The 22,818-nt window shown below is 68.2% G+C and carries 21 protein-coding genes, 1 tRNA gene and 1 pseudogene; 10 read left to right on the plus strand and 13 right to left on the minus strand.

The window, feature by feature from the left end; translation table 11 throughout:
* Positions 1-154: 154 nt before the first annotated feature.
* On the plus strand, positions 155-1,141 hold the full coding sequence (locus C882_RS03525) for a 2-hydroxyacid dehydrogenase (protein WP_009539166.1): 987 nt from the start codon (positions 155-157) through the stop codon (positions 1,139-1,141).
* A 215-nt stretch (positions 1,142-1,356) separates the two neighbouring features.
* On the opposite strand, the gene C882_RS03530 is transcribed toward C882_RS03525, so the two are convergent.
* Genes C882_RS03530 through ubiE form a run of 3 tightly spaced genes read right to left on the minus strand, consistent with a single transcriptional unit; the run spans position 1,357 to position 4,621 of the window.
* Positions 1,357-2,190, minus strand: coding sequence for an ion transporter (locus tag C882_RS03530; protein WP_009539167.1), 834 nt, complete (start codon positions 2,188-2,190; stop codon positions 1,357-1,359).
* Positions 2,191-2,229: 39 nt separating this feature from the next.
* Positions 2,230-3,777: a 2-polyprenylphenol 6-hydroxylase gene (ubiB, locus tag C882_RS03535; RefSeq protein ID WP_009539168.1), complete on the minus strand. Its 1,548-nt coding sequence runs from the start codon at positions 3,775-3,777 to the stop codon at positions 2,230-2,232.
* A 19-nt stretch (positions 3,778-3,796) separates the two neighbouring features.
* Entirely contained in the window at positions 3,797-4,621 is an 825-nt protein-coding gene (gene ubiE, locus C882_RS03540; RefSeq protein ID WP_009539169.1) for a bifunctional demethylmenaquinone methyltransferase/2-methoxy-6-polyprenyl-1,4-benzoquinol methylase UbiE, read from the minus strand.
* Between the two features lie 149 nt (positions 4,622-4,770).
* Here ubiE and C882_RS03545 point away from each other — a divergent pair, with 149 nt between their 5' ends.
* The 3 genes from C882_RS03545 to C882_RS03555 all read left to right on the plus strand — a co-directional run bounded on the left by C882_RS03545 (position 4,771) and on the right by C882_RS03555 (position 6,167).
* The gene (locus tag C882_RS03545; RefSeq protein ID WP_009539170.1) at positions 4,771-5,436 is read left to right on the plus strand and encodes a glutathione S-transferase family protein; all 666 of its coding nucleotides are present in this window, start codon (positions 4,771-4,773) and stop codon (positions 5,434-5,436) included.
* 74 nt (positions 5,437-5,510) lie between these two features.
* Positions 5,511-5,585: transfer RNA gene (locus C882_RS03550), tRNA-Asn, on the plus strand.
* 153 nt (positions 5,586-5,738) lie between these two features.
* Complete coding sequence (locus C882_RS03555; RefSeq protein WP_009539171.1) at positions 5,739-6,167, plus strand: hypothetical protein; 429 nt, start codon at positions 5,739-5,741, stop codon at positions 6,165-6,167.
* A gap of 19 nt (positions 6,168-6,186) precedes the next feature.
* Here C882_RS03555 and C882_RS03560 read toward each other — a convergent pair whose 3' ends face one another.
* From C882_RS03560 to C882_RS03570, 3 genes are all read right to left on the minus strand, one after another.
* Complete coding sequence (locus C882_RS03560) at positions 6,187-6,573, minus strand: RNA-binding S4 domain-containing protein (RefSeq protein WP_009539172.1); 387 nt, start codon at positions 6,571-6,573, stop codon at positions 6,187-6,189.
* 20 nt (positions 6,574-6,593) lie between these two features.
* Positions 6,594-9,146: a helicase-related protein gene (locus C882_RS03565; protein WP_083875674.1), complete on the minus strand. Its 2,553-nt coding sequence runs from the start codon at positions 9,144-9,146 to the stop codon at positions 6,594-6,596.
* A gap of 169 nt (positions 9,147-9,315) precedes the next feature.
* A complete protein-coding gene (locus C882_RS03570) occupies positions 9,316-9,681 on the minus strand; it encodes an HPF/RaiA family ribosome-associated protein (RefSeq protein WP_009539175.1) in 366 nt (121 codons plus the stop codon).
* A gap of 382 nt (positions 9,682-10,063) precedes the next feature.
* Between C882_RS03570 and C882_RS03575 the strand changes: the two genes are divergently transcribed.
* The 4 genes from C882_RS03575 (at position 10,064) to C882_RS03590 (ending at position 14,956) form a co-directional block, all read left to right on the plus strand.
* The gene (locus C882_RS03575) at positions 10,064-11,230 is read left to right on the plus strand and encodes a hypothetical protein (protein ID WP_009539176.1); all 1,167 of its coding nucleotides are present in this window, start codon (positions 10,064-10,066) and stop codon (positions 11,228-11,230) included.
* Positions 11,231-11,367: 137 nt separating this feature from the next.
* Positions 11,368-13,257, plus strand: coding sequence for a molecular chaperone HtpG (gene htpG / locus C882_RS03580; RefSeq protein ID WP_009539177.1), 1,890 nt, complete (start codon positions 11,368-11,370; stop codon positions 13,255-13,257).
* 112 nt (positions 13,258-13,369) lie between these two features.
* Positions 13,370-13,831, plus strand: a complete 462-nt coding sequence (locus C882_RS03585; RefSeq protein WP_009539178.1) for a YccF domain-containing protein — start codon at positions 13,370-13,372, stop codon at positions 13,829-13,831.
* A 36-nt stretch (positions 13,832-13,867) separates the two neighbouring features.
* Complete coding sequence (locus tag C882_RS03590; RefSeq protein WP_009539179.1) at positions 13,868-14,956, plus strand: NAD(P)H-dependent flavin oxidoreductase; 1,089 nt, start codon at positions 13,868-13,870, stop codon at positions 14,954-14,956.
* A gap of 3 nt (positions 14,957-14,959) precedes the next feature.
* Here C882_RS03590 and C882_RS03595 read toward each other — a convergent pair whose 3' ends face one another.
* From C882_RS03595 to C882_RS03625, 7 genes and pseudogenes are all read right to left on the minus strand, one after another.
* A complete protein-coding gene (locus tag C882_RS03595) occupies positions 14,960-15,304 on the minus strand; it encodes a 4-fold beta flower protein (protein WP_009539180.1) in 345 nt (114 codons plus the stop codon).
* A gap of 214 nt (positions 15,305-15,518) precedes the next feature.
* Positions 15,519-16,811 carry an adenosylhomocysteinase gene (gene ahcY / locus C882_RS03600; protein ID WP_009539181.1) on the minus strand — a complete coding sequence of 431 codons (1,293 nt, stop codon included), beginning with the start codon at positions 16,809-16,811 and terminating at the stop codon, positions 15,519-15,521.
* Positions 16,812-17,051: 240 nt separating this feature from the next.
* Positions 17,052-18,830, minus strand: coding sequence for a phosphoenolpyruvate--protein phosphotransferase (gene ptsP, locus C882_RS03605; protein WP_043643629.1), 1,779 nt, complete (start codon positions 18,828-18,830; stop codon positions 17,052-17,054).
* A gap of 76 nt (positions 18,831-18,906) precedes the next feature.
* Complete coding sequence (locus C882_RS25210; RefSeq protein ID WP_043643631.1) at positions 18,907-19,191, minus strand: HPr family phosphocarrier protein; 285 nt, start codon at positions 19,189-19,191, stop codon at positions 18,907-18,909.
* A gap of 5 nt (positions 19,192-19,196) precedes the next feature.
* A pseudogene (locus C882_RS25215) lies at positions 19,197-19,602 on the minus strand (PTS sugar transporter subunit IIA).
* A complete protein-coding gene (gene rapZ / locus C882_RS03620; RefSeq protein ID WP_051999981.1) occupies positions 19,599-20,552 on the minus strand; it encodes an RNase adapter RapZ in 954 nt (317 codons plus the stop codon). Before rapZ ends, C882_RS25215 begins: the two are co-directional and overlap by 4 nt.
* Entirely contained in the window at positions 20,549-21,004 is a 456-nt protein-coding gene (locus C882_RS03625; protein WP_043643554.1) for an HPr kinase/phosphorylase, read from the minus strand. Before C882_RS03625 ends, rapZ begins: the two co-directional genes overlap by 4 nt.
* A 143-nt stretch (positions 21,005-21,147) precedes the next feature.
* Between C882_RS03625 and C882_RS03630 the strand changes: the two genes are divergently transcribed.
* Together C882_RS03630 and C882_RS03635 are read left to right on the plus strand one after the other, a co-directional pair.
* Entirely contained in the window at positions 21,148-22,035 is an 888-nt protein-coding gene (locus tag C882_RS03630) for an AEC family transporter (RefSeq protein WP_009539186.1), read from the plus strand.
* 81 nt (positions 22,036-22,116) lie between these two features.
* Positions 22,117-22,704 carry a TetR/AcrR family transcriptional regulator gene (locus tag C882_RS03635; protein ID WP_009539187.1) on the plus strand — a complete coding sequence of 196 codons (588 nt, stop codon included), beginning with the start codon at positions 22,117-22,119 and terminating at the stop codon, positions 22,702-22,704.
* Positions 22,705-22,818 lie beyond the last annotated feature (114 nt).

The raw sequence follows: 22,818 nt of genomic DNA on the forward strand, positions 1-22,818 counted from the left end.
GCCCCGGCGGGTCAAGCGCGGCGGTGGACGGTTCGAGCCTGCGCGAAAGGAAGTGTCGCAGGACCGTGTTGCAACGCAATGTCTGGACAAGGCCCGCCCGTCTTGCTAAGCCAAACCACGCACAGAGCCTATAAGGTCTCCGGGAGGGATATGCATGGTCGCGAAGAAGCCCCTGGTCGTCGTCACGCGCAAGCTGCCGGACGTGATCGAGACCAGGATGATGGAACTGTTCGACTGCCGCTTGAACCACGACGACCACCCCTTCACCAAGGATGAACTGGTGGCGGCGGTGCGCGAGGCGGACGTCCTGGTGCCCACCATCACCGACCGCATCGACGCCGGCGTGCTGGGCCAGGCCGGCGAGCAGTTGCGCCTGATCGCCAACTTCGGCACGGGCGTCGACCACATCGACCTGAACACGGCCCAGCAGCGGGGCATCACGGTCACCAACACGCCCGACGTGCTGACCGAGGACACCGCCGACATGGCCATGGGCCTGATCCTGGCCGTGCCCCGCCGTCTGGCCGAGGGCGAGCGCCTGATCCGCTCGGGCAAGTGGGCGGGCTGGAGCCCGACCCACATGCTGGGCCACCGCATCTACGGCAAGCGCCTGGGCATCGTCGGCATGGGCCGCATCGGACAGGCCGTGGCGCGCCGCGCCCGCGGTTTCGGCATGACCATCCACTACCACAACCGCCGCCGCCTCCACCCCGAGATCGAGCAGGAGCTGGAAGCGACCTACTGGGAAAGCCTGGACCAGATGCTGGCGCGGATGGACGTCATCTCCATCCACTGCCCGCACACGCCGGCCACCTACCACCTGCTGAGCGCCCGGCGCCTGAAACTGCTGCGCGAGCAGGCCTACATCGTCAACACCGCCCGCGGCGAGGTGCTGGACGAGAACGCCCTCCTGCGCATGCTGCAGCGCGGCGAGCTGGCCGGAGCGGGCCTGGACGTGTTCGAGCAGGAGCCGAGCATCAATCCCAAGTTCCTGACGCTGGACAACGTGGTGCTGCTGCCGCACATGGGCTCGGCCACCATCGAGGGCCGCGTCGACATGGGCGAAAAGGTCCTCATCAACATCAAGACCTACGCCGACGGCCACAAGCCGCCGGACCGCGTGCTGCCGAACCTGGTGTAATACCGGACGACACTCGAAAACATACACTTGTCGTCCGGCAAGGCCGACTGGCCGCCGCGCCTTATGGCGCGTGAACGCAGCCTCGATGATTTCAATCATCGAGGCGTATAAGCCGCCGGAAAAAGAAAACCCCCGCCGGAGCGGTCCGGCGGGGGTTTTTCTTCGTCAGGGCGATGCGCCGGTCGATCCGCTGCTGCGCAATCGCCGGGCGTTGCCTATTCCCCCGCCGAGCGCTCTCGTTTGCCCAGGGCCTCGCGCAGTTCGGCCATTTCCGTGCGCAGGGCGCGGATGTGGTCGAGCATTTCCTCGCGTTCCGCGTGAGCGGTGGCTTCGGCGGCTTCCTGGGTTTCGTGGTAGTCGCTCTGCATGGCGTTGACGACCACCGCGATGAACAGGTTCAACATCGTGAAAGTCGCGATGGCGATGAAGGGCACGAAGAAGGCCCAAGCATAGGGGTAGACCTCCATCACCGGGCGCACGATGCCCATGGACCAGCTTTCCAGCGTCATCACCTGGAACAGGGTGTAGACGCTTTCGGGCAGCGTGCCGAACCAGTCGGGGAAGGAGGCCCCGAACAGCTTGGTCGCCATGACGCCGGCCACGTAGAAGACCAGCGCCAGCAGCGCGATGATCGACCCCAGGCCCGGAATGGCGCTCAAGAGCGCCGTGACCACCCGGCGCATGCGCGGCACCGCCGAGATCACGCGCAGAACCCGCAGCACGCGCAACGCGCGCAGCACCGAGAACGGGCCGGTCTGGGGCACCAGCGCGATGCCGACGACGATGAAGTCGAACACGCCCCACGGGTCGCGGAAGAACCGCCAGCCGTGGGCGGTGATGCGCAGCGTGATCTCGGCCACGAAGATCCACAAGATCACCGTGTCGATGGCGATCAGGGTCGGGCCGATGGCCTCCATGACCGCAGAGGAGGTCTCCAGCCCCAGGATGACGGCGTTGATGACGATCAACACCAGGATGAACCGCTGCACGCGCGGCGCCTCCACGAAGCCCCGCACGCGCTGCCGCCAGGCCGCCGATTCTTCCGCCATTGCCCTGTATTCCACCTTCAGAAAAGCCTTGAGAGGGCTCTAATTCCCCACCAGCAGGGCCAGCAGGATCACCACCAGGGCCCAGGGCAGGATCATCAGAACGTTCATGCGCGTCTTGCGCGCCACCCGCTGGCCGGCAAGGGCCGCGAGCGTTTCCGGGTGCAGGCGCACGCCGCCGGCCTGGATCATGGCGAAGACCTTCTCGCCCTCGTCGAGGATCTTGGGCAGCTTCTCGGCCGTCGAGACCATGCCGTTGACCGCGTCCTTGATGCGCGCCTCCGGTCCCAGGTTGGCGCGCATCCAGTCTTCCACAAGCGGCTGGGCGAGTTCCCACATGTTGATGTCGGGCGCCATGCGCCGGCCGACGCCTTCGGCCACCAGCATGGATTTCTGCAAAAGCAGAAGCTGCGGCTGGGTCTCCATCTCGAAGGTTTCCGTCACCGCGAACAGCTGCCCCAGCAGCCGGGCGATGGAAATGTCCTTCATGGGCCGCCCGAAGATGGGCTCGGCGATGGAACGTGCCGCCTGGGTGAAGGCATCCACCGACTTGTCGGCGGGCACGTATCCCGCCTCGAAATGAATCTCGGCGACGCGGCGGTAGTTGCCGGTCAGGAAGCCCAGCAGCATCTCGCCGAGATAGCGGCGCGTCTGCACGTCCACCCGGCCCATGATGCCGAAGTCCACGGCCACCAGGTTGCCGTCCTCGCGCACGAACAGGTTGCCCGGGTGCATGTCGGCGTGGAAGAAGCCGTCGCGGAAGACCATGTTGAAGAAGGCATCCGCCGACTTGGCCACCACGTCCATGGGATCGATGCCGGCGGCGATCACGGCCTCGCGCTCGTCGGTCGGAATGCCCTTGATGCGCTCCGACGTCATGACGCGCTGGCTGGTGCGCTGCCAGTCGATCTCCGGCACGTTGAAGGTGTCGTCGCCGGCGAAATTCTCGGCCATCTCGGCGGCGGCGGCGGCCTCGAACCGGAGATCCATCTCCATGGTCACCGAGTCCTCGAAGGCCTGCACGCTTTCGACCGGCCGCAGGCGGCGCAGCGACGGCTGGGTGGCCTCGACGATTTCGGCGATCCAGTACAGCAGGTCCAGGTCGCGGGCGATATGGTCTTCCACGCCCGGGCGCAGCACCTTGACGGCGACCTCGCGCCCGTCGGTGGTGGTGGCGAAATGCACCTGCGCGATGGAGGCCGCGGCGACTGGTTCCTCGGAAAACTCCGAGAACAGGTCCTCGATGGTTTCCTCGAACTCGGACTCCATGATCCGCCGCACGTCGGCGAACCCGAACGGCGGCAACTGGTCCTGCAGCTCCGACAGGTCGTGCGCCACCTCTTCGCCCATCAGGTCGGGACGGGTGGACAGCGCCTGGCCCAGCTTGATGAAGCTCGGCCCCAGTTCCGACAGCGCGCGGGCGAGCCGCTGGCCGGGGCGGCCCGGCACGTTCTTGCGGCTGAACATCTTGGTCAGCGCGGCCACCTCGCGCGCCACGCCGATGTTCTCCAGCGGGAACAGGGCGTCGTGGCGGGCCAGCGTGCGGGCGATCTGGAACAGCCGGCGCAGGTTCTTGACGGCGCGGATCATCGGGCGACCTCGTTGCGCATCAGATGCGCCAGCCGGAATGGATGCAGGCGATGCCGCCCGACAGGTTGCGGTACTTGCTCTGGCGCAGGCCCGCCTCTTCCATCATCTCCACCAGCCGGTCCTGCGGCGGGAACTTGCGGATGCTCTCGGCCAGGTACTGGTAGGCCTCGCGGTTGCGGGCGACGATCTGGCCCATGCGCGGCAGCACCTTGAAGGAGTACAGGTCATAGGCGGCATCCAGACCCGGCACCACGACCTTGCTGAACTCCAGGCAGAAGAATCGGCCGCCGGGCTTGAGCACGCGGCGGGCCTCGGCCAGGGCAAGGTCGATGTTGGTGACGTTCCGCAGCCCGAAGGCAATGGTGTAATGGTCGAAGGTGCGGTCGGGGAAGGGCAGCGATTCGGCATTGCCGCAGGCCCAGGTCAGGCCCGACAGCCGGCCCTGGTCGGTGGCGCGGTCGCGGCCTACTTTAAGCATCTCGACGTTGATGTCGCAGACCGTGACGGCGGCTTCCGCCGTGTTGGGCGGCGGCTCGTCCACGTCCTCGCCCATGTCGCGACGCTCCGCCCGGCGGACGGCGCCGATGTGGCGGGCGCGGTCCAGGAAGCGGAAGGCGATGTCGCCCGTGCCGCCCGCGACGTCCAGCAGCGCCTGGCCCGGCTGCGGGTTCACCCAGTCGATCAGCGCATTTTTCCAGATGCGATGGACCCCGCCGCTCATGAGGTCGTTCATCAGGTCGTAGCGCGCGGCGACCGAATCGAAGACGTCGCGCACGAGGCCCTGCTTTTCCTCGGTGCGGACGGTGCGGAACCCGAAGTGGGTGGTGTCGTTCTGCTGGCTCATGGCGGCGGAGGATAGCTCAAGGCGCGGGCGGATGCGATAGGGAAGCGTGCTGCGTCAACGCCCGCGGGAGACGACCGTTTGCGTGACCTGTCGGTGACGCTCCGCGACGCCCCTTGCAAGCGCCGCAGCTTCAGGTAAAACGAAAGACCATGCGCATCCTCTATTACCATTGTCTGAGCCCCTTCGCCCGCAAGGCCCGGGTGGTGCTGAACGAGAAGGGCCTGCACTTCGAGACGGTCGTCGTCCGGGACTGGGAACGGCCGGAGGAATTCCTTGCGCTGAACCCGGCCGGCGAGGTGCCCGTGCTGGTGGACGACGATTACGTCATCTGCGGCGCCACGGCCATCTGCGAATACGTGGACGAAAGCTATCCGGCGCCGCCGCTGCTCAGCCACGATCCCGTCCAGCGGGCCGAGGTGCGGCGGCTGGTGGACTGGTTCGACCACAAGTTCTTCCAGGAAGTCACCGTGCCGACGGCGGGCGAGAAGCTGACCAAGCGCGTGCTGACCCGCGACGCGCCGGACAGCCGCCTCATCCGCGCCGGACGGGTGAACATCCACACCCACCTGCAATACATCGCCTGGCTGTCGGAGCGCCGCCGCTGGCTGGCCGGCGAGTCCCTGTCGCTGGCCGACCTGACCGCCGCCGCACACCTGTCGCTGGTGGATTATGCCGGCGACGTGCCGTGGGAGGAGCACGAACTGGCCAAGGACTGGTACGCCCGGGTCAAGTCGCGCCCCAGCTTCCGCTGCCTTCTGGCCGAGACGGTGCCCGGTGTTCCCGCGCCCCGGCACTACGCCGACCTGGACTTCTGATCGCCGGACCCGGTGAAAAAAGTTCTGGACAGCAGCGCCCAGGTTCGGTAAATCGCGGGCCTCCAACGGGTTGTTCCGGCGTAGCTCAACGGTAGAGCATGCGACTGTTAATCGCAGGGTTGTAGGTTCGAATCCTACCGCCGGAGCCATTTTCCCCGTCTTTGCCTTTCGGCACCCTCCCCCATATTACGACGTTGCGCGACATCACGACGTTGGTACGACCGATGCGCCTTTGATTGTGCGCGGCCGGGTCCGCAGGCTTGAGGCCATCGCCCTTGCCCTGCCGGAGGTCGTGCCGCACCATGCCGTCGTGGTTCCCGTCGTCGCTGCTGTTCCGCGCCGTGCCCGCGCTGATCGCCGTCGCGGTGCTGGTGATGGCCGCGCTGTTCGGCTCCGGCTCGTTGTCCGGCCCGGCCTCGGCCGCCGCCGACACGCTGAAGGGGCTGATGCCCGACACCGCCGCCTCGGACCCGCAGGAAGCCTACACCCTGCGCCTGCACGCCGAGGTCGCCACCGAATCGGCCTGCATGAGCCCGCCGGATGACGTCGCCCCGGCGGCCGTCGACGCCCTGTCGCGGCGGGACCGCGCCGCCTACTGCCGGTGTTTCGCCCGCGTTGTCGCCCGCGATGCGTCGACAGCCGACCAAATGGACCTGATCGACGCCCAGGGCGAGCCCCCCAGCGCCGTCGCCACCGAGGCCCGCCGCGCCTGCCTGCCGGGGCGGCGGTAAAAGGTCCGCCGACGCCGCCTCACCCGCTCATCCCGTCATCCTTGAACGCCGCCATGGCGCGCCGGTCCTTCTTGGTCGGGCGGCCCATGCCGCGCGGGCGGTGGGGCATGAAGTCGTCGGTCTGCTTCACCGGCGGCTCCGGCTCGTCATACAGCGTCTGCGCCTCGGGGGCAGGGCCGCGCCGCTCGCCTGGGGCCTGCACCACCACCGTGCGGCGGTAGGGTCCGGACAGGAAGCTGATGACGTCGCCCGGCTTCACGCTCGTCGCCGGCTTGTGGATGGAGGTGCCGTTCACCGACACCTGCCCGCTGGCGCACCATTTCTGGGCCAGCGAGCGGGTCTTGCAGAAGCGCGCATGCCACAGCCATTTGTCGAGGCGGATGGACGGCGCGGAGCTTTCGGTCATGGGCGGTATCCGCGAATGCGTCAGGCGGTGATGGTCACTAGGTCGCGCAGGACGGCGAAGGGGCTGTCCTCCAGGTCCTTGCGCCCCTGGCCGGGCGGACGCTTGCCCTTGCCCTTGGCCTTGGCGGCGGCCGTGCCGCGCCGCGGGCCCTTGGCGTTGCGCTCGGGCCGTCGGCGGGGAACCTGCTTGAAGGTGATGCCCTCCTCGCCGGCCTCCGCCTCGTACCCCAGCGCCCCCAGAACGGCCGGCGCCTCGTCCACCGTCGCGCCCAGCAGGGTGAGCAGGTCGGGCGGCAGGACCGAGACCTTCTCGCGCGCCAGGCGGCGCAGTTCGGCGGCGAAGCGCTCCAGCATGTCGACGCGCACCGCCTTGTCGCCCAGCACGTGGAAGCCGACAGCCTCGTAGAAGCCACTCGGTGCCTCGGCATCGACCGGCAGGCTGGTCCGCCCCTCCGGCAGGGCGGGCACGACGGCGCCCGACCGCGCCGCCCACAGCCGCGCCCGCAGGCGCTGCGGCGCCGCCTTGAGAAGGGCGGGCAGGAACACCGTTTCCACGCCGAACCGGATGCCGAGCCGGGCCAGGGCCTTGCGATCCTTGTCCGAGAGCGCCTTGACCTGCTTGTCCACCACGCCGCGCGGCAGCGATCCCAGCCCTTCCGCCAACTGGAAGACCAGCCCGCGGGGCGCGCCCGTCAGCGGCGTGTCCAGAGCCTTGCACAGCGGCTTGAGCACACGCGCGACGTGGGCCTTCAGCCACTCGGCGGTGCGGCGCTTCACCTTGTCGCGGGCGTCGCCCTCCAGCATCTCGTCAAACGGCACCTCCACGGACGGCTGCCAGGGCTGCGGCCCCCCGGTGACGCGCGCGACGGGCTCGCCGCGCCAGAGCACGTTGCCCTCGTCGTCAAGCGCGAAGGCGTCGTCGGTGTCGGCCGCGATGGCCTCCACCCGGTCGGCGATCTCGCGGCGCAGGGCCTTGCCGGCGGCATTCATGACCGCACGGTCGGCGGCGCGGCTTTCGCCCTTTTCGGGGATGAAGCGCAGGCCGGTCAGGCGGCCCAGGCTGTGGCCCTCCACCAGCACGCCGCCGTCCTTGGAAACCTCGGGCAGCAGCGGAGCCTCGTCGCGCAGCGCGCGGGCCAGGACCGAGGTGCGCTTGTCCACGAAACGCTTGGTCAGGCGGTCGTGCAGGGCATCGGACAGGCGGTCCTCGATGGCGCGGGTCTGTTCCTGCCACTCCTTGGGTGCATCGATCCAGTCGCCGCGGTGGGCGATGTAGGTCCACACGCGGATGGAGGCGATGCGGTCCACCAGCGCGTGCATGTCGCCGTCCACACGGTCCACCTGCCGGATATGGCCGGCCAGCCAGTCGGTGGGGATGACGCGCTTGGGGCCCGTCAGGTGGCGGTAGATCTGCCCCAGCAGGCGCGAATGGCTCTCCGGCATGACCTTGCGGAAGTCGGGCACGCCGCAGACGTCCCACAGCAGCCGCACACGGGCATGGCCGCGCGCCAGGTCGCGGATTTCGGTGTCGCGCGCCAGGGCCTCCAGCGCCAGATGGTCGTCGGCAGGGCGGCGCGGGCGCACCAGGCCGGCTTCCGGCGGCGGCATCCGCAGCGAGGCCAGAAGAGCGTCGATGGAGGTCAGCCGCAGGTTGGCGTTGCGCCAGTACAGACCGCGCAGGGGCGCGAACTCGTGGTTCTCCACCCGCTCGACGATTTCCGGGTCGATGGTGCCGGCGTCACCCGTGGTGCCGAAGGTGCCGTCGTTCATGCCGCGCCCGGCCCGGCCGGCGATCTGGGCCACTTCAGGAGCCGTCAGGGCGCGCGGGCTGTGGCCGTCGAACTTGCGCAGCGCGGCGAAGGCGACGTGGTCGACGTCCATGTTCAGACCCATGCCGATGGCGTCGGTGGCGACCAGATGGTCCACCTCGCCGGCCTGGAACATGGCCACCTGGGCGTTGCGGGTGCGCGGGCTCAGCGCCCCCAGCACCACGGCGGCACCGCCGCGCTGGCGGCGGACCAGTTCCGCGATGGCGTAGACGTCGGCCGCCGAGAACGCGACGATGGCGGCGCGCCGGGGCAGGCGGGTCAGCTTCTTCGGGCCGGCGTACTTCAACTGGGACAGGCGCGGGCGGGTCTGGAACTCGCAGCCCGGCACCAGCTTGTACATCAGCGGCTTGATGGTCTCCGAGCCCAGGAACATGGTCTCGCGCATCCCCCGCGCCCGCAGCAGGCGGTCGGTGAAGATGTGGCCGCGGTCGGGGTCGGCGCAGAGCTGGATTTCATCAACCGCCAAAAAGTCCACCCGGCGGTCCAGCGGCATGGATTCGACCGTACAGATCCACCACGCCGGGTTGGGCGGAATGATCTTTTCCTCGCCGGTGATGAGGGCGACGCGGTGCGGTCCCTTCGCCTTGACGACCCGGTCATAGTTCTCGCGCGCCAGCAGGCGCAGCGGAAAGCCGATCATGCCCGTGGCGTGACCCATCATCCGCTCCATGGCGAGGTGGGTCTTGCCGGTGTTCGTGGGGCCAAGGACGGCGGTGATCCGGGCCCCGGAGGAATAGCCGCTCATAGCCGCAACATCGGGCGATCGGGCCCCGATTGCAAGCGGGGGACGGCGGCGAGCCGTGTGAAAGGATGGTGACGCACCACCGCCAAAAACACGAACGCGCCCGCCGCCGGGTGGCGGTCGGACGCGTTCGGTGTGCGGCGCTGCCGGCGGGGCCGGCGGCTCCAGCGGCTTACGCGGACTTGTGGGCAGTCCGGTCGTTCTCGCGCTGCTTGCCGATCCAGGTCTTGAGCTGCTGCTCCATGGACTGGAAGGCATCGCGGATGGCGACTCCGATGTCCTCGTGCACGTGCGGGTCCTTCGGGTCGCGCTTCACCACCAGTTCGTCGCCCGGGACGCTCAGGTTGATGGTGATGTGGTACGGCTCGCCCTTGTGGTGCTGGTTGGACGTGTTCTTGTGGTGCTGCTCGATCACCACGCGGCAGGACACCAGGTCCTTGGAAAACTGCTCCAGCTTGGCCACCTTCTCGCGAACACGCTCCTCGACCGCATCGGAATGCTCGAGGCCGTGGAAGGAGATCTGCACGGGAACCTGCATAAACCTCTCCTAGATCAATCTCACGGCCGGCAGGTATAGGCATCAGCCGTGGGTTCTGAAAAAGACGGGGCCGCCCCCTCCGGCGACCGTAAGGCGGAATTCATAACGGTTCCAGGGCGCCCGGGCAACGGGCAGGATGCCTAAAACCATCGATTTTCCGCCTATGGTGGCGCCACGAGTCCGCGACGGCATTGAAAGGGGACGCTGAATGCGCCCTGGCGGTTCCGCGCTATCAAGCCGCCGCGTTGCGCACATCTTCGGCGGGACCAAGACGGTACACCGTCTCCATCCGGTAATCAGCCACCGCCGGAAGGCGGATATGCTGGAACGATGCGCTCTGGGAGAATGTCAACGGGCTTGGGGCATCCGGAGAAGCGCCATCATGATCCCCTCCGTCGTTTGGCTGCGCCATCTCGTGGTGGCCCTTCTTCCGTTTCTGCTTCCCTTTGGATTCGTAATCCTGGTGCCAGTCCTTTTGTCGCAGTTCATGACATGCCAGACCGGCGGCACGAATACCAATCCGCTGTTCTGTCCGGACAATGCGCAGTGGAAAGCCGTGGAGGCCCTCATGCTGGCACGGCTTGAGGCGTTCGCAAGTACTCCGGCGTCGCTGCCGGGCTTCCCCATGACGGCTCCTTGGTCGCCGAATCTTCCGGAGGTTATGGCCAGTGCGGCCGGAGAAGGGGCGGCGCGGATTCGCTGGACCGTCACCTTCATTGTGTTGCTGATCGCCTGCTTAGCGGCCGTTGCCGTCGCAGCCTGGACGATCATCTATTGTTTGCGCGGGCATCGGCGGATCACGATCGGTCAAGCCGCCGCGCTAGCGGTACTCGCCGCACTGGCGCTGAGCGCCTTGAGACAGGAAGTTACGGATTACCAAACCTTCGAGCACGACGATAGCCTGCGCACCTATCTGCAGCGTAACAACATCGTGTCCTTCACCAAGAATCACCTTCTTCCCGAAGGTGCCAAAAGAGCATTCGATGTCGCCGGCCTCGCCCAGGCCTTAACGACCATAGTGCTCGCGGCGACCGCTTCAGTCATCCTGATCCGCCGGGTGCGACCTGCGGTCCTTCCCGAGCACGAGGCCCTCGCCTATGCCAGACGACTCAGGCGTCGCGCCGTCGGCCTTCAGCGCGTGATCGCGGCGGCCGCGGTCGTTCTTGTCGCGGGCCTCACCCAGACCTATGCAATGCTGTCGTGGCCCCTCGCTTTGTTGCCGGGGAGCGGCGAGGACGCGGCAGCCGCCATTGGCGGTGCACTACGGCTGTTCGTCGGCGACGTTGTCTTGCTGTACGGCATCTTCTCGACGCTCGTCCTGACCGCAGCCCTTGGACCGGCCATCCTCGTCCTCCAGAACCGTTCCCACGACCTTGCGCGTAGCCATCTTCCCGATGCGCCGCGCGATGCGCGTGAGAAGTGGCTTTCGGACAACGGTCTTAAGCTCACGATATCGCAAAAGGCCGCGGAAGCGACGGCCATGCTCGCGCCGGCGTTTGTCGGCTGGTTCCTGCCTGCCTTCGGCCCGTTGCTTCTGCCCTCGGGTTGACAAGGGCTCAATCACCCCTTTGCATCCGGTGCTTGCGCGATAGGGTTCTTTTTCCCCATATCTTGCCGCCATTCGCCGCCGCCGTCCGGCGGGCCGGCAATATCGGAGAAACAGAGAGAAACAGAGGGTCGCCACAGATGGCCGAAGAGAAGCTGAGTTTCCAGGCCGAGGTCGCGCGGGTGCTGGATATCGTCGTGCACTCGCTGTACTCGCAGAAAGAGATTTTCCTGCGGGAGCTGATCTCCAACGGGTCGGACGCTTGCGACAAGCTGCGCTGGCAGTCCATCACCGAGCCCGAACTGATCGCCGACGATCCCGAATTCCGCATCACGCTGACGCCGAACAAGGACGCCAAGACGCTGACGGTGGCCGACAACGGCATCGGCATGAACCGCGAGGACCTGATCGAGAACCTGGGCACCATCGCGCGCTCGGGCACCGGCGAGTTCCTGAAGAACCTGACCGGCGACTCGAAGAAGGACATCTCGCTGATCGGCCAGTTCGGCGTCGGCTTCTACTCCGCCTTCATGGTCGCCGACACGGTTGAGGTCATCACCCGCCGCGCCGGCGACGCCCACGGCTGGCGGTGGACGTCCGACGGTACGGGCAGCTTCACGGTCGCCGAGCACGAGAACGCGCCGCGCGGCACCACCGTCACCCTGCACCTGAAGGATGGCGAGGAGGAGTTCCTCGAGGAATTCCGCCTGCGCCACGTGGTCAAGACCTACTCCGACCACATCGCCATCCCGGTGCTGCTCAAGCAGGGCGACGAGGAGCCGCAGACGCTGAACGAAGCCTCGGCGCTGTGGACCCGCCCGCGCAACGAGATCACCGACGAGCAGTACAAGGAATTCTACCACCACGTCGCCCACGCCTTCGACGAGCCGTGGCTGACCCTGCACTACAAGGCCGAGGGCGCCATCGAATACACGGGGCTGCTGTATATCCCCAGCCAGAAGCCCTTCGACCTGTTCCAGCCCGACCGCAAGCAGCACGTGCGGCTTTACGTCAACCGCGTGTTCATCACCGATGACTGCGAGGGGCTGGTGCCGGCGTGGCTGCGCTTCGTGCGCGGCGTGGTGGACAGCCCCGACCTGCCGCTGAACGTCAGCCGGGAGATGCTGCAGCACAACCCCATGCTGCGGAAAATCCAGAACGGCCTGGTCAACAAGCTGCTGGGCGAGTTGAAGAAGAAGGCGGAGAACGAGCCCGAGGCCTACGCCTCCTTCTGGGAGACCTTCGGCGCGGTGCTGAAGGAAGGCATGTACGAGGACCACGAGCGCCGCGACAAGCTGACCGACCTCCTGCGCTTCCACACCACCCACGGCGACGGCCTGCACTCCTTCGCCGATTATGCATCGCGCATGAAGGAAGGGCAGAAGCACGTCTACTACATCACCGGCGACGACCGCGACGCCATTTCCCAGAGCCCGCTGCTGGAAGGCTACCGCGCCAAGGGCGTGGAGGTGCTGCTGCTGACCGACCCGATCGACGAGTTCTGGGTCGCCAACATGCCCACCTACAAGGAGTTTTCGCTGAAGTCCGTCGCCGCCGGCGGGGCCGACCTCAAGGACATCAAGAAGGAGGAGTCCGAGGACGCCAAGGACGAGGACCAGAAGGCCGACGAGGCCCCGAAGGAGGACCTGGACGGCCTCATCACCGTGCTGAAGGCGACGCTGGGCGAGAGGGTGAAGGACGTCCGCCCGTCGGACCGCCTGACGGAAAGCCCCGTTTGTCTGGTGGCCGAGGAAGGCGACATGCCCATGCACCTGGAGCGCCTGCTGCGCGCCCACCAGCAGAAGGACAGCGAGACCCCGCGCGTGCTGGAGATCAATCCCGGACACGCGCTCATCAAGCACATGGCGGCCAAAGCCAAGTCCGGCCCTTCGCCCGAGCTTGAGGACATGGGCTACCTGCTGCTGGATCAGGCCCGCATCGTCGAGGGCGAGGCGCCGACCGATCCGGTCGCCTTCGGCAAGCGGCTCGCCAAGGTGATGCAGTTGGGCGTCGCCCCGGCGGGCGCCTGATCCGCCACCCGCCACGGGCCCGGCGCGCGTCGAACGGTCATTGGAACGACGCGCGCCGGCGCCCTATGCTCATCCCGCAGCGGCAGCGAATAACCAGGAGACCACACGCATCATGAGCCTGATCCTCAACATCCTCTGGCTGGTCCTGGGCGGCGGTCTGGTGACGGCCCTGCTGTGGTTCCTGGGCGCGGTCATCATGGCGATCACCATCGTCGGCCTGCCCTGGGCGCGCGCCTGCGTCACCATCGGCGTCTTCAACCTGTGGCCCTTCGGCCGCGAGGCCATCGACCGGGCCGACGTGACGGGGCGGGACGACATCGGCACGAGCCCGCTGGGCACGGTGGGCAACATCATCTGGTTCGTGCTGGCCGGCGTCTGGCTGGCGATCGGGCATGTGGTGGCGGCCGTCGGCCTGGCGCTGACCATCATCGGCATCCCCTTTGCCCTGCAGCACCTGAAGCTGGCCCACATCAGCCTGTTTCCCATCGGCAAGATGGTGGTTGACCGCGAGGTCGCCGCCGAGGCCCGCCGCCGCAAGGGATCAATGGACCTGGACCGCATCCGCACGCGCTGATCTGCTGGGGCTCCCCGACAGGAAGGAGCCCGCCAGATGCCCACGCGCCAATCCCTGCTCGCCCGACTCGGCCTGCGCCATCCCGTCGTGCTGGCGCCCATGGCGGGGGAGCCTGCAACTCCGGGCCTGGTCGCCGCCGTATCGTCGGCCGGCGGCCTGGGCTCCCTGGGGGCAGCCTACCTGACGCCGGAGAGGATCGGGGAAGCCTGCGCCGCCATCCGCGCCGGCACCAACGGCACCTTCGCCGTCAACCTTTTCGCCCCGCCGCCGGAGCCGCTGCCGGCAGCCGATCCGGCGATGCTTCAGGCCTACCGGGACACGCTATGCAATCTGCATGAACAGGCCGGACTGGCCGATCCGCCGCCCGCCGAGACCCCGGAGCCGCCCTGCTTCTATGATCAGCTGGAGGCCGCGCTGGCGGGCGGGGCACCGGTGATGTCGTTCACCTTCGGCCTGCCCGACGCGTCGGTGATGGAGCGGCTGAAGGCGGCCGGCGTCTTCACCATCGCCACCGCCACGACGGTCGCCGAGGCCCGCGCGGCGGAAGCGGCGGGGTTTGATGCCGTCACCGCGCAAGGGTTCGAGGCCGGCGGCCACCGCGGCGGCTTCACCGGCCCCCGCGCCGAGGGCGACCTTGTGGGGACGCTGGCCCTGGTGCCGCAGGTGGTGGATGCCGTCGACATTCCCGTCATCGCCGCCGGCGGCATCGGCGACGGGCGGGGCGTAGCGGCGGCGCTGGTGCTGGGAGCCGAGGCGGCGGCGCTGGGCACGGCCTTCCTGCGTGCCGCCGAATGCCCCCTCAATGAAGCGTCGAAGGCCGCGCTGGAAAAGGCCGCCGACGACGCCACGACCCTGACCAGCGCCTTTTCCGGCCGTCAGGCGCGCGGCCTGCGCAATGCGGTGACGGAGACGTATGCGGAGGCCGACGCGGCGGGGCGCATCCCGCCCTACCCCGTCCCCAACGGCCTCACCAAACCCCTGCGCACCCATGCGGCCCGCATGGGTAACGCAAGCTGGAACAGCGTGTGGAGCGGCCAGGCGGCATCGCTCGCCCGCGCCGAACCCGCCGCCGCCATCGTCGAGCGCGTGGCGGCGGAGGCGGCGCGGCTGCTGGGGCGTGGTTGACGCTCAGAGCGAATACCGGCTCCAGGCGAATTTGCTCTCGGGCCGGATGGGCGGCGTGTCGTTGATGGCGGGCGTCGGCGACAGGCCAAGCCCCGGCGCCAGCGGCGGATCGCCGACAATGGGCGGGGTGACGGGCAGGGCGCGGGCCTCGCGGGTCCAGCCGGCGACGCCGCCGTCGTGGCCCTTCATGTGGCCGTCGCGCCACCAGCCGATGTGCCGCCCCTTCAGGTCATGCACGTTGCCGCCCCGCGTGATGCGCGCGAGAAAGCGGCCCGTGCGCGAGACGATGTGCCCGCGCGGCGCGACGAAAGCGGTGGCGTAGCCCCGGGAATCGTAGATAGGAGTCATCCTGCACCCTCCCTGGTGGTTTCGATCACGTCGGAAAGAAACGCACGGGAGGCGCCGCCGGGTTCGAGGAAGCCGGCAAACCCTGACCGAGTGCGTCCTCGCCCCGTCAGACCGGCCCTTCCCATCGCCGAGGCCCACGCACGGCGACAGCGCTGACAAAAAAAGGGGCACCCCGAAGGGCGCCCCTTTTCCTGGCTTGAACGGCCACCGCCGCTTAGTAGCGGTAGTGGTCCGGCTTGTACGGGCCGGCAACCGGCACGCCGATGTAGTCGGCCTGCTCCTGGCTCAGCGTCGTCAGCTTGACGCCCAGCTTGGCGAGGTGCAGCTCGGCCACCTTCTCGTCCAGCTTCTTGGGCAGGACGTAGACCTGGTTGTCGTACTTGTCGCTGTGGTTCCACAGCTCGATCTGGGCCATCACCTGGTTGGTGAAGGAGGCCGACATCACGAAGCTGGGGTGGCCGGTGGCGCAGCCCAGGTTCACCAGACGGCCCTCGGCCAGCAGGATCAGGCGCTTGCCGTCGGGGAACTCGACCTCGTCCACCTGCGGCTTGACGTTGTGCCAGGTGTAGTTGCGCAGGGCGCTGACCTGGATCTCGCTGTCGAAGTGGCCGATGTTGCAGACGATGGCGCGGTCCTTCATGGCGCGCATGTGGTCGATGGTGATCACGTCCTTGTTGCCGGTCGTGGTCACGAAGATGTCGCCGACCGAAGCGGCCTCTTCCATGGTGGTGACTTCATAGCCTTCCATGGCGGCCTGCAGGGCGCAGATCGGGTCGATCTCGGTCACCAGCACGCGGGCACCCTGGCTGCGCAGCGATTCGGCCGAGCCCTTGCCCACGTCGCCGTAGCCGCAGACCACGGAAATCTTGCCGGCGATCATGACGTCGGTGGCGCGCTTGACGCCGTCCACCAGCGATTCGCGGCAGCCGTACAGGTTGTCGAACTTGGACTTGGTGACGCTGTCGTTCACGTTGATGGCGGGAACCTTCAGGGTGCCGGCCTTGGCCATCTCGTACAGGCGGTGGACGCCCGTGGTGGTCTCTTCCGACAGGCCCTTCACGTCGTCCAGCAGGCCCGGGAACTTGTCGTGCATGACCTGGGTCAGGTCACCGCCGTCGTCCAGGATCATGTTCGGGCGCCAGCCGTTGGGACCCTCGATGGTCATGTCGATGGCCCACCAGAACTCCTCGTCGTTCATGCCCTTCCAGGCGAACACGGGGATCTCGGCGGCGGCCATGGCGGCGGCGGCCTGGTCCTGGGTGGAGAAGATGTTGCACGACGACCAGCGGACCTCGGCGCCCAGCGCGGTCAGGGTCTCGATCAGCACGGCGGTCTGGATGGTCATGTGCAGGCAGCCGGCGATGCGCGCGCCCTTGAGCGGCTGCGACGGGCCGTACTCCTCGCGCAGGGCCATCAGGCCCGGCATCTCGGTCTCGGCGATGGCGATTTCCTTGCGGCCCCAGTCGGCCAGCGAGATGTCCTTGACCTTGTAGTCGGTGAACGTCATGGAGCCCTCCAAGCTTGAATGCGTGGCAGGGCGGGGCCGCACGGGCGCGCCGGTGTCCCTGCCGGAAAACCTGGGAGGCTGTATATCTTCCCCGCCCGGCGTTGGCAAGAGGGATATAAAGATATCTTTATATGGCTATGCGATTGCCGGACATGCCGACGGCCCGAACGCAAACGGCTCCCGCCCAGGCAGGGCGGGAGCCGTTCACGGTCGCCGGACCTTGAGGCGGGGCGCCCGCCCCTACTCCAGCGTGGCGTTGAAGTCGTCCAGCAGGGCGCCGATGCGGGCCGGGTCCCATTCGGTCATCACCGCCATGGCACGGCGGGCGGCCTCGGCCATGGCGATCTGGCAGACCCGCTGCTTGACCCGCGGAATGTTGGTCGACGACATGGACAACTCGCGGAAGCCAAGCCCCAGCAGCAGCGCCGTCAGGCGCGGATCGCCGGCCATTTCGCCGCAGATGGAGACCGGAATGCCGGCGCGGTTGGCGGCCTCGCCGGCGAACTGTACCAGCCGCAGCACCGCCGGATGCAGCGGATTGTAAAGGTGCGCCACCGAGTCGTCGGTGCGGTCGATGGCCAGCGTGTACTGGGTCAGGTCGTTGGTGCCGATGGCGAAGAAGTCCGCATGATGCGCCAGCGCATCCGCCGCCAGCGCCGCGCCCGGAACCTCGATCATCACGCCCAGCGGCGGCAGCGGATCGGGCAGCGGCACGCGGCGGCTCTGCAGCTTGCGCACCACCCGGTCCATGACGGCACGCGCCTGCGCCAACTCGTCGGGCGTGCCGATCATGGGCAGCAGGATGCGCACCGGCCCATAGGCCGAGGCGCGGAGGATGGCGGCAAGCTGGGTCTCGAAGAGGTCGACGCGCGCCAGGCTCAGGCGGATGGCCCGCAGGCCCAGCGCGGGATTGGGGCCGATGCGCCCGCCCACCAGGGAGCCCAGCTTGTCGCCGCCGGCATCCAGCGTGCGCACGGTGACGGGGCGGCCGTCCATGGCGTCAACCACCTGGCGCAGCAGGGCCGTCTGCTCGTCCTCGCCGGGCATGTCGGCGCGGTTCATGAACAGGAACTCGCTGCGCAGCAGTCCGATGCCCTCCGCCCCGGCGTGCATGGTGGCCTCAAGCTCGGACGGCAGCTCTATGTTGGCGTGCAGGCGCACCCGGATGGTGTCGCGGGTGACCGCCGGCACGTCGCGCAGGCGGTCGAGCGCCCGGCGCTGGCGCAGGAAGTCCGCGCGCCGCTTGCGGTAGTCGGCCAGCGTGTCGGCGTCGGGGTTGAGCACCACCTGGCCCATGGTGCCGTCCACCACGATGGCGTCGCCGTGGCGCACCCGGTGCGTCAGGTCCTGCACGCCGACCACCGCCGGCAGCCCCAGCGAGCGGGCCATGATGGCGGTGTGGCTGTCGGCCCCGCCCACCTCGGTCGTGAAGCCGGACACCGTGTGCGGGTCCAGCAGCGCGGTGTCGGCTGGCGACAGGTCGTGCGTGACGATCACGGAGTCGCGGCCGATGCCCGAGAAGGCCTTGTACGGCGACTTGGTCAGGTTGCGCACCAGCCGCTGGCCGATGTCGCGGATATCGGCGACGCGGCCCGCCAGATAGCGGTCGTCCATGGCCGTGAAGGCGGCGATCAGGTCGCCGATCTCCTTCTTCACGGCGGCTTCCGCGTTCACCCGTTCCTCGGCAATGCGGTTGGACACGCCGCGCACCAGGCGCGAGCCCGACAGCATCTGGTGGTAGGCGTCCAGCAGGTAGCCCAGTTCCTCGCCGGCCGCGCCGGGCAGGCGCTCGGCCCGGCGGCGCAGGGTGTGAAGCTGGCGCTGCGCGGCGTGCACGGCCTCGGCGAAGCGGTGCTGCTCCGACTCGACGCGGCCCTCGGGGATGCGGTATTCGGGCGCGTGAACGGCGCCGGCCTCGTGCAGGTAGACCGTGCCCACAGCCACGCCGGGCGCGACGCCCAGCCCGGTCAGAATATCCATGGGACGCACCGTCCCGCTGTCCGGCGTTTCCGCCGCCATCAGCTCCTCCCGCCGTTCGCCCCCGTTGTCCGTCGACTGCCCCACCCGATGCCGCACCTCCTCGCGCGGCGACCGGTCAGTCTTCATGGAACTTGTCGTCGATCAGTTGGACGATGGCGTCCAGCGCCGGCCCGGCGTCGTCGCCGGCGGCGCGGATCTCGATGGTGGTTCCCGGCGAGGCGGCCAGCATCATCAGCCCCATGATGGAGCGTCCCGACACTTCCTGGCCCCGGTTCACGACGGTGATGTCGGCGGTATAGTTGGCGGCGAGCTTGACGAACTTGGCGGCGGCGCGAGCATGCAGGCCGCGGCTGTTCGTTATCGTTGCCTCGCGCTTCTGCATATCCTGGACGGTCCCCATGACGATCACGACTCCTGCGTCAACAACTTCGACGCGACGTTTATGTATTTGCGCCCGGCCTCCTGGGCGGCGGCAACGGCGTCGGCCAGATCCTTGGACCCGCGCACCGACGCCAGCTTGATCAGCATAGGCAAATTCACCCCGGCAATCACCTCCACCTTGGCCATTGTCCATGATGGAAATGGCCAGGTTGGACGGCGTGCCGCCGAACATGTCCGTCAGAAGAACGACTCCCGCGCCGGTATCGACCTGCGCGACGCGCTCCAGGATGTCGGCGCGGCGCTGCTCCATGTCGTCGTCGGGTCCGATGCACACGGTGCTGATCTGCTCCTGCGGACCGACCACATGCTCCAGCGCCGCCACCAGTTCCTCGGCCAGGCGGCCGTGGGTCACGAGAACCATACCGATCATGGACTTTCCCTCATATCCCGCCCCGGCGGCAGCGCCTGGGGGTCGACGTCGCGATGACGCACGGTGACCGGCACGTCGCGGTCGCGCAACCAGCGCGCCAGCCGTTCCACCGTGAACACCGACCGATGCTTGCCGCCGGTGCAGCCGACGGCGATGGTCAGGTAGCTCTTGCCCTCGGCTTCGTAGCGCGGCAGCAGCGGCGCCACCAGCCGCGTGATGCCGTCGAAGAAGCCGGGCCAGTCCGGGTCCGCCTCCACATAGGCGGCGACACGTGCATCGACGCCGGTGAAGGGCTTCAGGTCCGGAACGTAATGGGGATTGCGCAGGAAGCGGGCGTCGAACACCAGGTCGGCGTCGCGCGGCAGTCCGTCGCGGAAGCCGAAGCTGGTGACGCAGACCGTCATGCCCGGCGAGGCCGCCAGCGCGAACTTCGTCTCCAGGTCCGCCCGCAGTTCGCGCGGGGGCCGCCGGGTCGTGTCCATCACCACGTCGGCGACGTCGCGCAGCGGCTTGAGCATCTGGCGTTCCAGCTGGATGCCGTCCAGCAGTGGCAGGTCGACGGCCAGCGGATGGCGGCGGCGGGTCTCCGTGAAGCGCCGCATCAGCACCTCGGTGTCGCTGTCCAGGAACACCAGGTTGGCGTCGACGTGGTCCTCGTCGCGCAGGGCGGCCATGACGCGCTTGATGGCATCCACGTCGAAGTCGCGGGTGCGCACGTCGATTCCCAGCGCCAGCGGGCGCCGGATGCCGCCGCCGGCGTGCAGCAGGCCGTCCAGCAGGGCGAGCGGCAGGTTGTCGACCGCTTCCCAGCCCATGTCCTCCAGCGCCTTCAGCGCCGTGGTCTTGCCCGCGCCCGACAGGCCGGTGACCACGACGACGCGCCCCGCCGTGGAGGACGGGGCCTGGGGGCCGGTGGTGGCTGGGGTATCCTGCTGCGTTACTTCGGTCATTGTGGGGAAAGACTATCGTCCGAGACGATACGGACCGCAAGCCGAACCTTGGCCGGCGCGCTTGCCTCGAAGGGGTCGAGCACGATGCGGCGCACGGGATGGTCCGGCAGAAGGGCCTCCGCCTGCGGATCGGGCAGGCGCTCCACCGCGCACGCATCGTGCACCAGGTCCACCAGCAGGGCCACGGGCACCGGCGCGGGCGGAGCGGTTGGCGGGCACAGGCGCACGATGCCCACGCCGCGCACCTCCATGAGGCCGGCAATGATTTCCGGCGCCGCGGCGGTCAGCACGCCGTCGCGGAGATAGAGGTCGGTGTAGTCGTCGGAGACCAGGGTGGCGCCGGCGTCGATCAGCCTGAGCGCAAGGTCGGACTTTCCACTTCCCGACGGCCCGCGCAGCAACACCCCGACCCCCTCAACCGCCACGGTGGTGACGTGCATCCTGGTGGTCATGCAGGCAAGGTGCGCCTGCCCGGGCGGGGTGTCAATTCCCGACCGCATTATGGGACCATTACCCGCGCCTGCTTCCCCCGCGGTCTGCGCCCTGGTAGCCTTTCGGCCCTCTTGTTGCCGCCGATCAGGACCCTCCTGCCCCCATGAACCTGGACGTCTTTTCCACCCTGTTCTCGGTCATCGCACCGGTGTTCCTGATCGCGGCCATCGGCTATGGCTGGGGCAAGAGCGGCAAGACCTTCGACACCCCCATGGTGACCATGCTGGTCATCAACATCGGCGTGCCCTGCCTGGTGATCGACGTCCTGCTCAACGCCGACCTGACCGCCGAGGCCCTGACGGAAATGGCGCTCGCGGCCTTCCTGGCGTTGTCGGCGACCGTCGTCGTCTCCGCTGTCGTGCTGAAGGCGTGGGGCTTGTCCTTCCAGGCGTACCTGCCCGCACTCACCTTCGGGAACACCGGCAACATGGGCCTGCCGCTGTGCCTGTTTGCCTTCGGAGACGAGGGGCTGGCGCTCGCCATCGGGTATTTCGTGGTGTTCATCGTGCTGCAGTTCACGCTGGGCATCGGGGTGGCCTCGGGCCGGTTCTCGCCGAAGGAACTGCTGACCAGCCCGGTCATCATATCGGTGGTCATCGCGCTGGGGCTCATGGCCGGCGACGTGACCCTGCCCAAATGGGCCGACAACACCATCGGGCTTCTCGGCGGCATGACCATCCCGCTCATGCTGCTGACGCTGGGCGTCTCTCTCGGGCGCCTGCATGTGCAGACGCTGGGGCGGTCGGCGGTGCTGGCATGCCTGCGGCTCGGGCTCGGGTTCGCCGCCGGCTGGGGCGTGGCGGACCTGATGGACCTGGAGGGCATCGCGCGCGGCGTGGTCATCGTGGAAAGCGCCATGCCGGTGGCCGTCTTCAACTACCTGTTCGCCGTGCGCTACAACGCCGCGCCGGCCGAGGTCGCCGGCATGGTGGTGATCTCCACCGCCCTGTCCTTCGCGACGCTGCCATTCCTGCTGCTGGCCGTGATGTAACGGCGCCTTGCGAAACCGACCACTTGGTCCACATCTAGGGGCGGTGTTTCGCCACTCATCGGACCATCTCAGAAGACCGCCATGCCCCGCACCCGATCCTTCGACCGAGACGATGCCCTGGAGGCCGCGCTGGGCCTGTTCTGGGCCAAGGGGTACGAGGCGACGTCGCTCGCCGACCTGACGCGCGCCATGGGGCTGTCCAAGTCCAGCCTGTACGACACCTTCGGCGACAAGCACGCCCTGTTCCTGGCCGCCTTCGACCGGTATGCCGCCACGCGTATGCGCCCGGCCCTGGGCCTGTTGAAGGACGACGGCCGCCCGGCGCGCATCCGGCTGGAGGCCTTCCTGCGGCGCTTCATCACGCTCAAGGTGCGCGACGGCGACCGGCGCGGCTGCATGATCGGCAACACGGCCGTGGAACTGGCCCCGCACGACGAGACCGCCGCGGCCCGCGTCAGGGGCGCGCTGGCGCATATCGAGGAAGCCCTGTTCACCCTGCTCGCAGAGGCCCGCGACACCGGCGAGATCGATCCGGGGAAGGACCCGCGGGCGCTGGCCCGCTTCCTGACGGCGATGGTCCAGGGCCTGCGGGTCTTGTCCAAGGCCGACGCCGACGCCCGCGCCCTGGACGACGTGGTGCGCCAGGCGCTATCCGTCCTTGACGTTTAGGCGCGGCGCCAGGAGAACACCTCCACCACGCTTCATTTTCGCCACATTGGGCGACCAAAAGTGGCAGACGCGCCGCGCCCGGGCGGCGCACGGCATGATTTCGCGGAGGACTGG

Origin of the sequence: Caenispirillum salinarum AK4, assembly GCF_000315795.1 — a bacterium.
Lineage (GTDB): Bacteria > Pseudomonadota > Alphaproteobacteria > Rhodospirillales > Rhodospirillaceae > Caenispirillum > Caenispirillum salinarum.

What these genes read in the sequence shown, in the direction of transcription:
- C882_RS03625 (WP_043643554.1), bottom strand. Translation starts at nt 21,004, where the DNA reads ATGACCACCAGGATGCACGTCACCACCGTGGCGGTTGAGGGGGTCGGG.
- C882_RS03635 (WP_009539187.1), top strand. Translation starts at nt 22,117, where the DNA reads ATGCCCCGCACCCGATCCTTCGACCGAGACGATGCCCTGGAGGCCGCG.
- ubiE (WP_009539169.1), bottom strand. Translation starts at nt 4,621, where the DNA reads ATGAGCCAGCAGAACGACACCACCCACTTCGGGTTCCGCACCGTCCGC.
- C882_RS25210 (WP_043643631.1), bottom strand. Translation starts at nt 19,191, where the DNA reads ATGGGGACCGTCCAGGATATGCAGAAGCGCGAGGCAACGATAACGAAC.
- C882_RS03570 (WP_009539175.1), bottom strand. Translation starts at nt 9,681, where the DNA reads ATGCAGGTTCCCGTGCAGATCTCCTTCCACGGCCTCGAGCATTCCGAT.
- ahcY (WP_009539181.1), bottom strand. Translation starts at nt 16,811, where the DNA reads ATGACGTTCACCGACTACAAGGTCAAGGACATCTCGCTGGCCGACTGG.
- htpG (WP_009539177.1), top strand. Translation starts at nt 11,368, where the DNA reads ATGGCCGAAGAGAAGCTGAGTTTCCAGGCCGAGGTCGCGCGGGTGCTG.
- C882_RS03530 (WP_009539167.1), bottom strand. Translation starts at nt 2,190, where the DNA reads ATGGCGGAAGAATCGGCGGCCTGGCGGCAGCGCGTGCGGGGCTTCGTG.
- rapZ (WP_051999981.1), bottom strand. Translation starts at nt 20,552, where the DNA reads ATGACCGAAGTAACGCAGCAGGATACCCCAGCCACCACCGGCCCCCAG.
- ubiB (WP_009539168.1), bottom strand. Translation starts at nt 3,777, where the DNA reads ATGATCCGCGCCGTCAAGAACCTGCGCCGGCTGTTCCAGATCGCCCGC.
- C882_RS03595 (WP_009539180.1), bottom strand. Translation starts at nt 15,304, where the DNA reads ATGACTCCTATCTACGATTCCCGGGGCTACGCCACCGCTTTCGTCGCG.
- C882_RS03565 (WP_083875674.1), bottom strand. Translation starts at nt 9,146, where the DNA reads ATGAGCGGCTATTCCTCCGGGGCCCGGATCACCGCCGTCCTTGGCCCC.
- ptsP (WP_043643629.1), bottom strand. Translation starts at nt 18,830, where the DNA reads ATGGCGGCGGAAACGCCGGACAGCGGGACGGTGCGTCCCATGGATATT.
- C882_RS03575 (WP_009539176.1), top strand. Translation starts at nt 10,064, where the DNA reads ATGATCCCCTCCGTCGTTTGGCTGCGCCATCTCGTGGTGGCCCTTCTT.
- C882_RS03585 (WP_009539178.1), top strand. Translation starts at nt 13,370, where the DNA reads ATGAGCCTGATCCTCAACATCCTCTGGCTGGTCCTGGGCGGCGGTCTG.
- C882_RS03555 (WP_009539171.1), top strand. Translation starts at nt 5,739, where the DNA reads ATGCCGTCGTGGTTCCCGTCGTCGCTGCTGTTCCGCGCCGTGCCCGCG.
- C882_RS03560 (WP_009539172.1), bottom strand. Translation starts at nt 6,573, where the DNA reads ATGACCGAAAGCTCCGCGCCGTCCATCCGCCTCGACAAATGGCTGTGG.
- C882_RS03630 (WP_009539186.1), top strand. Translation starts at nt 21,148, where the DNA reads ATGAACCTGGACGTCTTTTCCACCCTGTTCTCGGTCATCGCACCGGTG.
- C882_RS03545 (WP_009539170.1), top strand. Translation starts at nt 4,771, where the DNA reads ATGCGCATCCTCTATTACCATTGTCTGAGCCCCTTCGCCCGCAAGGCC.
- C882_RS03525 (WP_009539166.1), top strand. Translation starts at nt 155, where the DNA reads ATGGTCGCGAAGAAGCCCCTGGTCGTCGTCACGCGCAAGCTGCCGGAC.
- C882_RS03590 (WP_009539179.1), top strand. Translation starts at nt 13,868, where the DNA reads ATGCCCACGCGCCAATCCCTGCTCGCCCGACTCGGCCTGCGCCATCCC.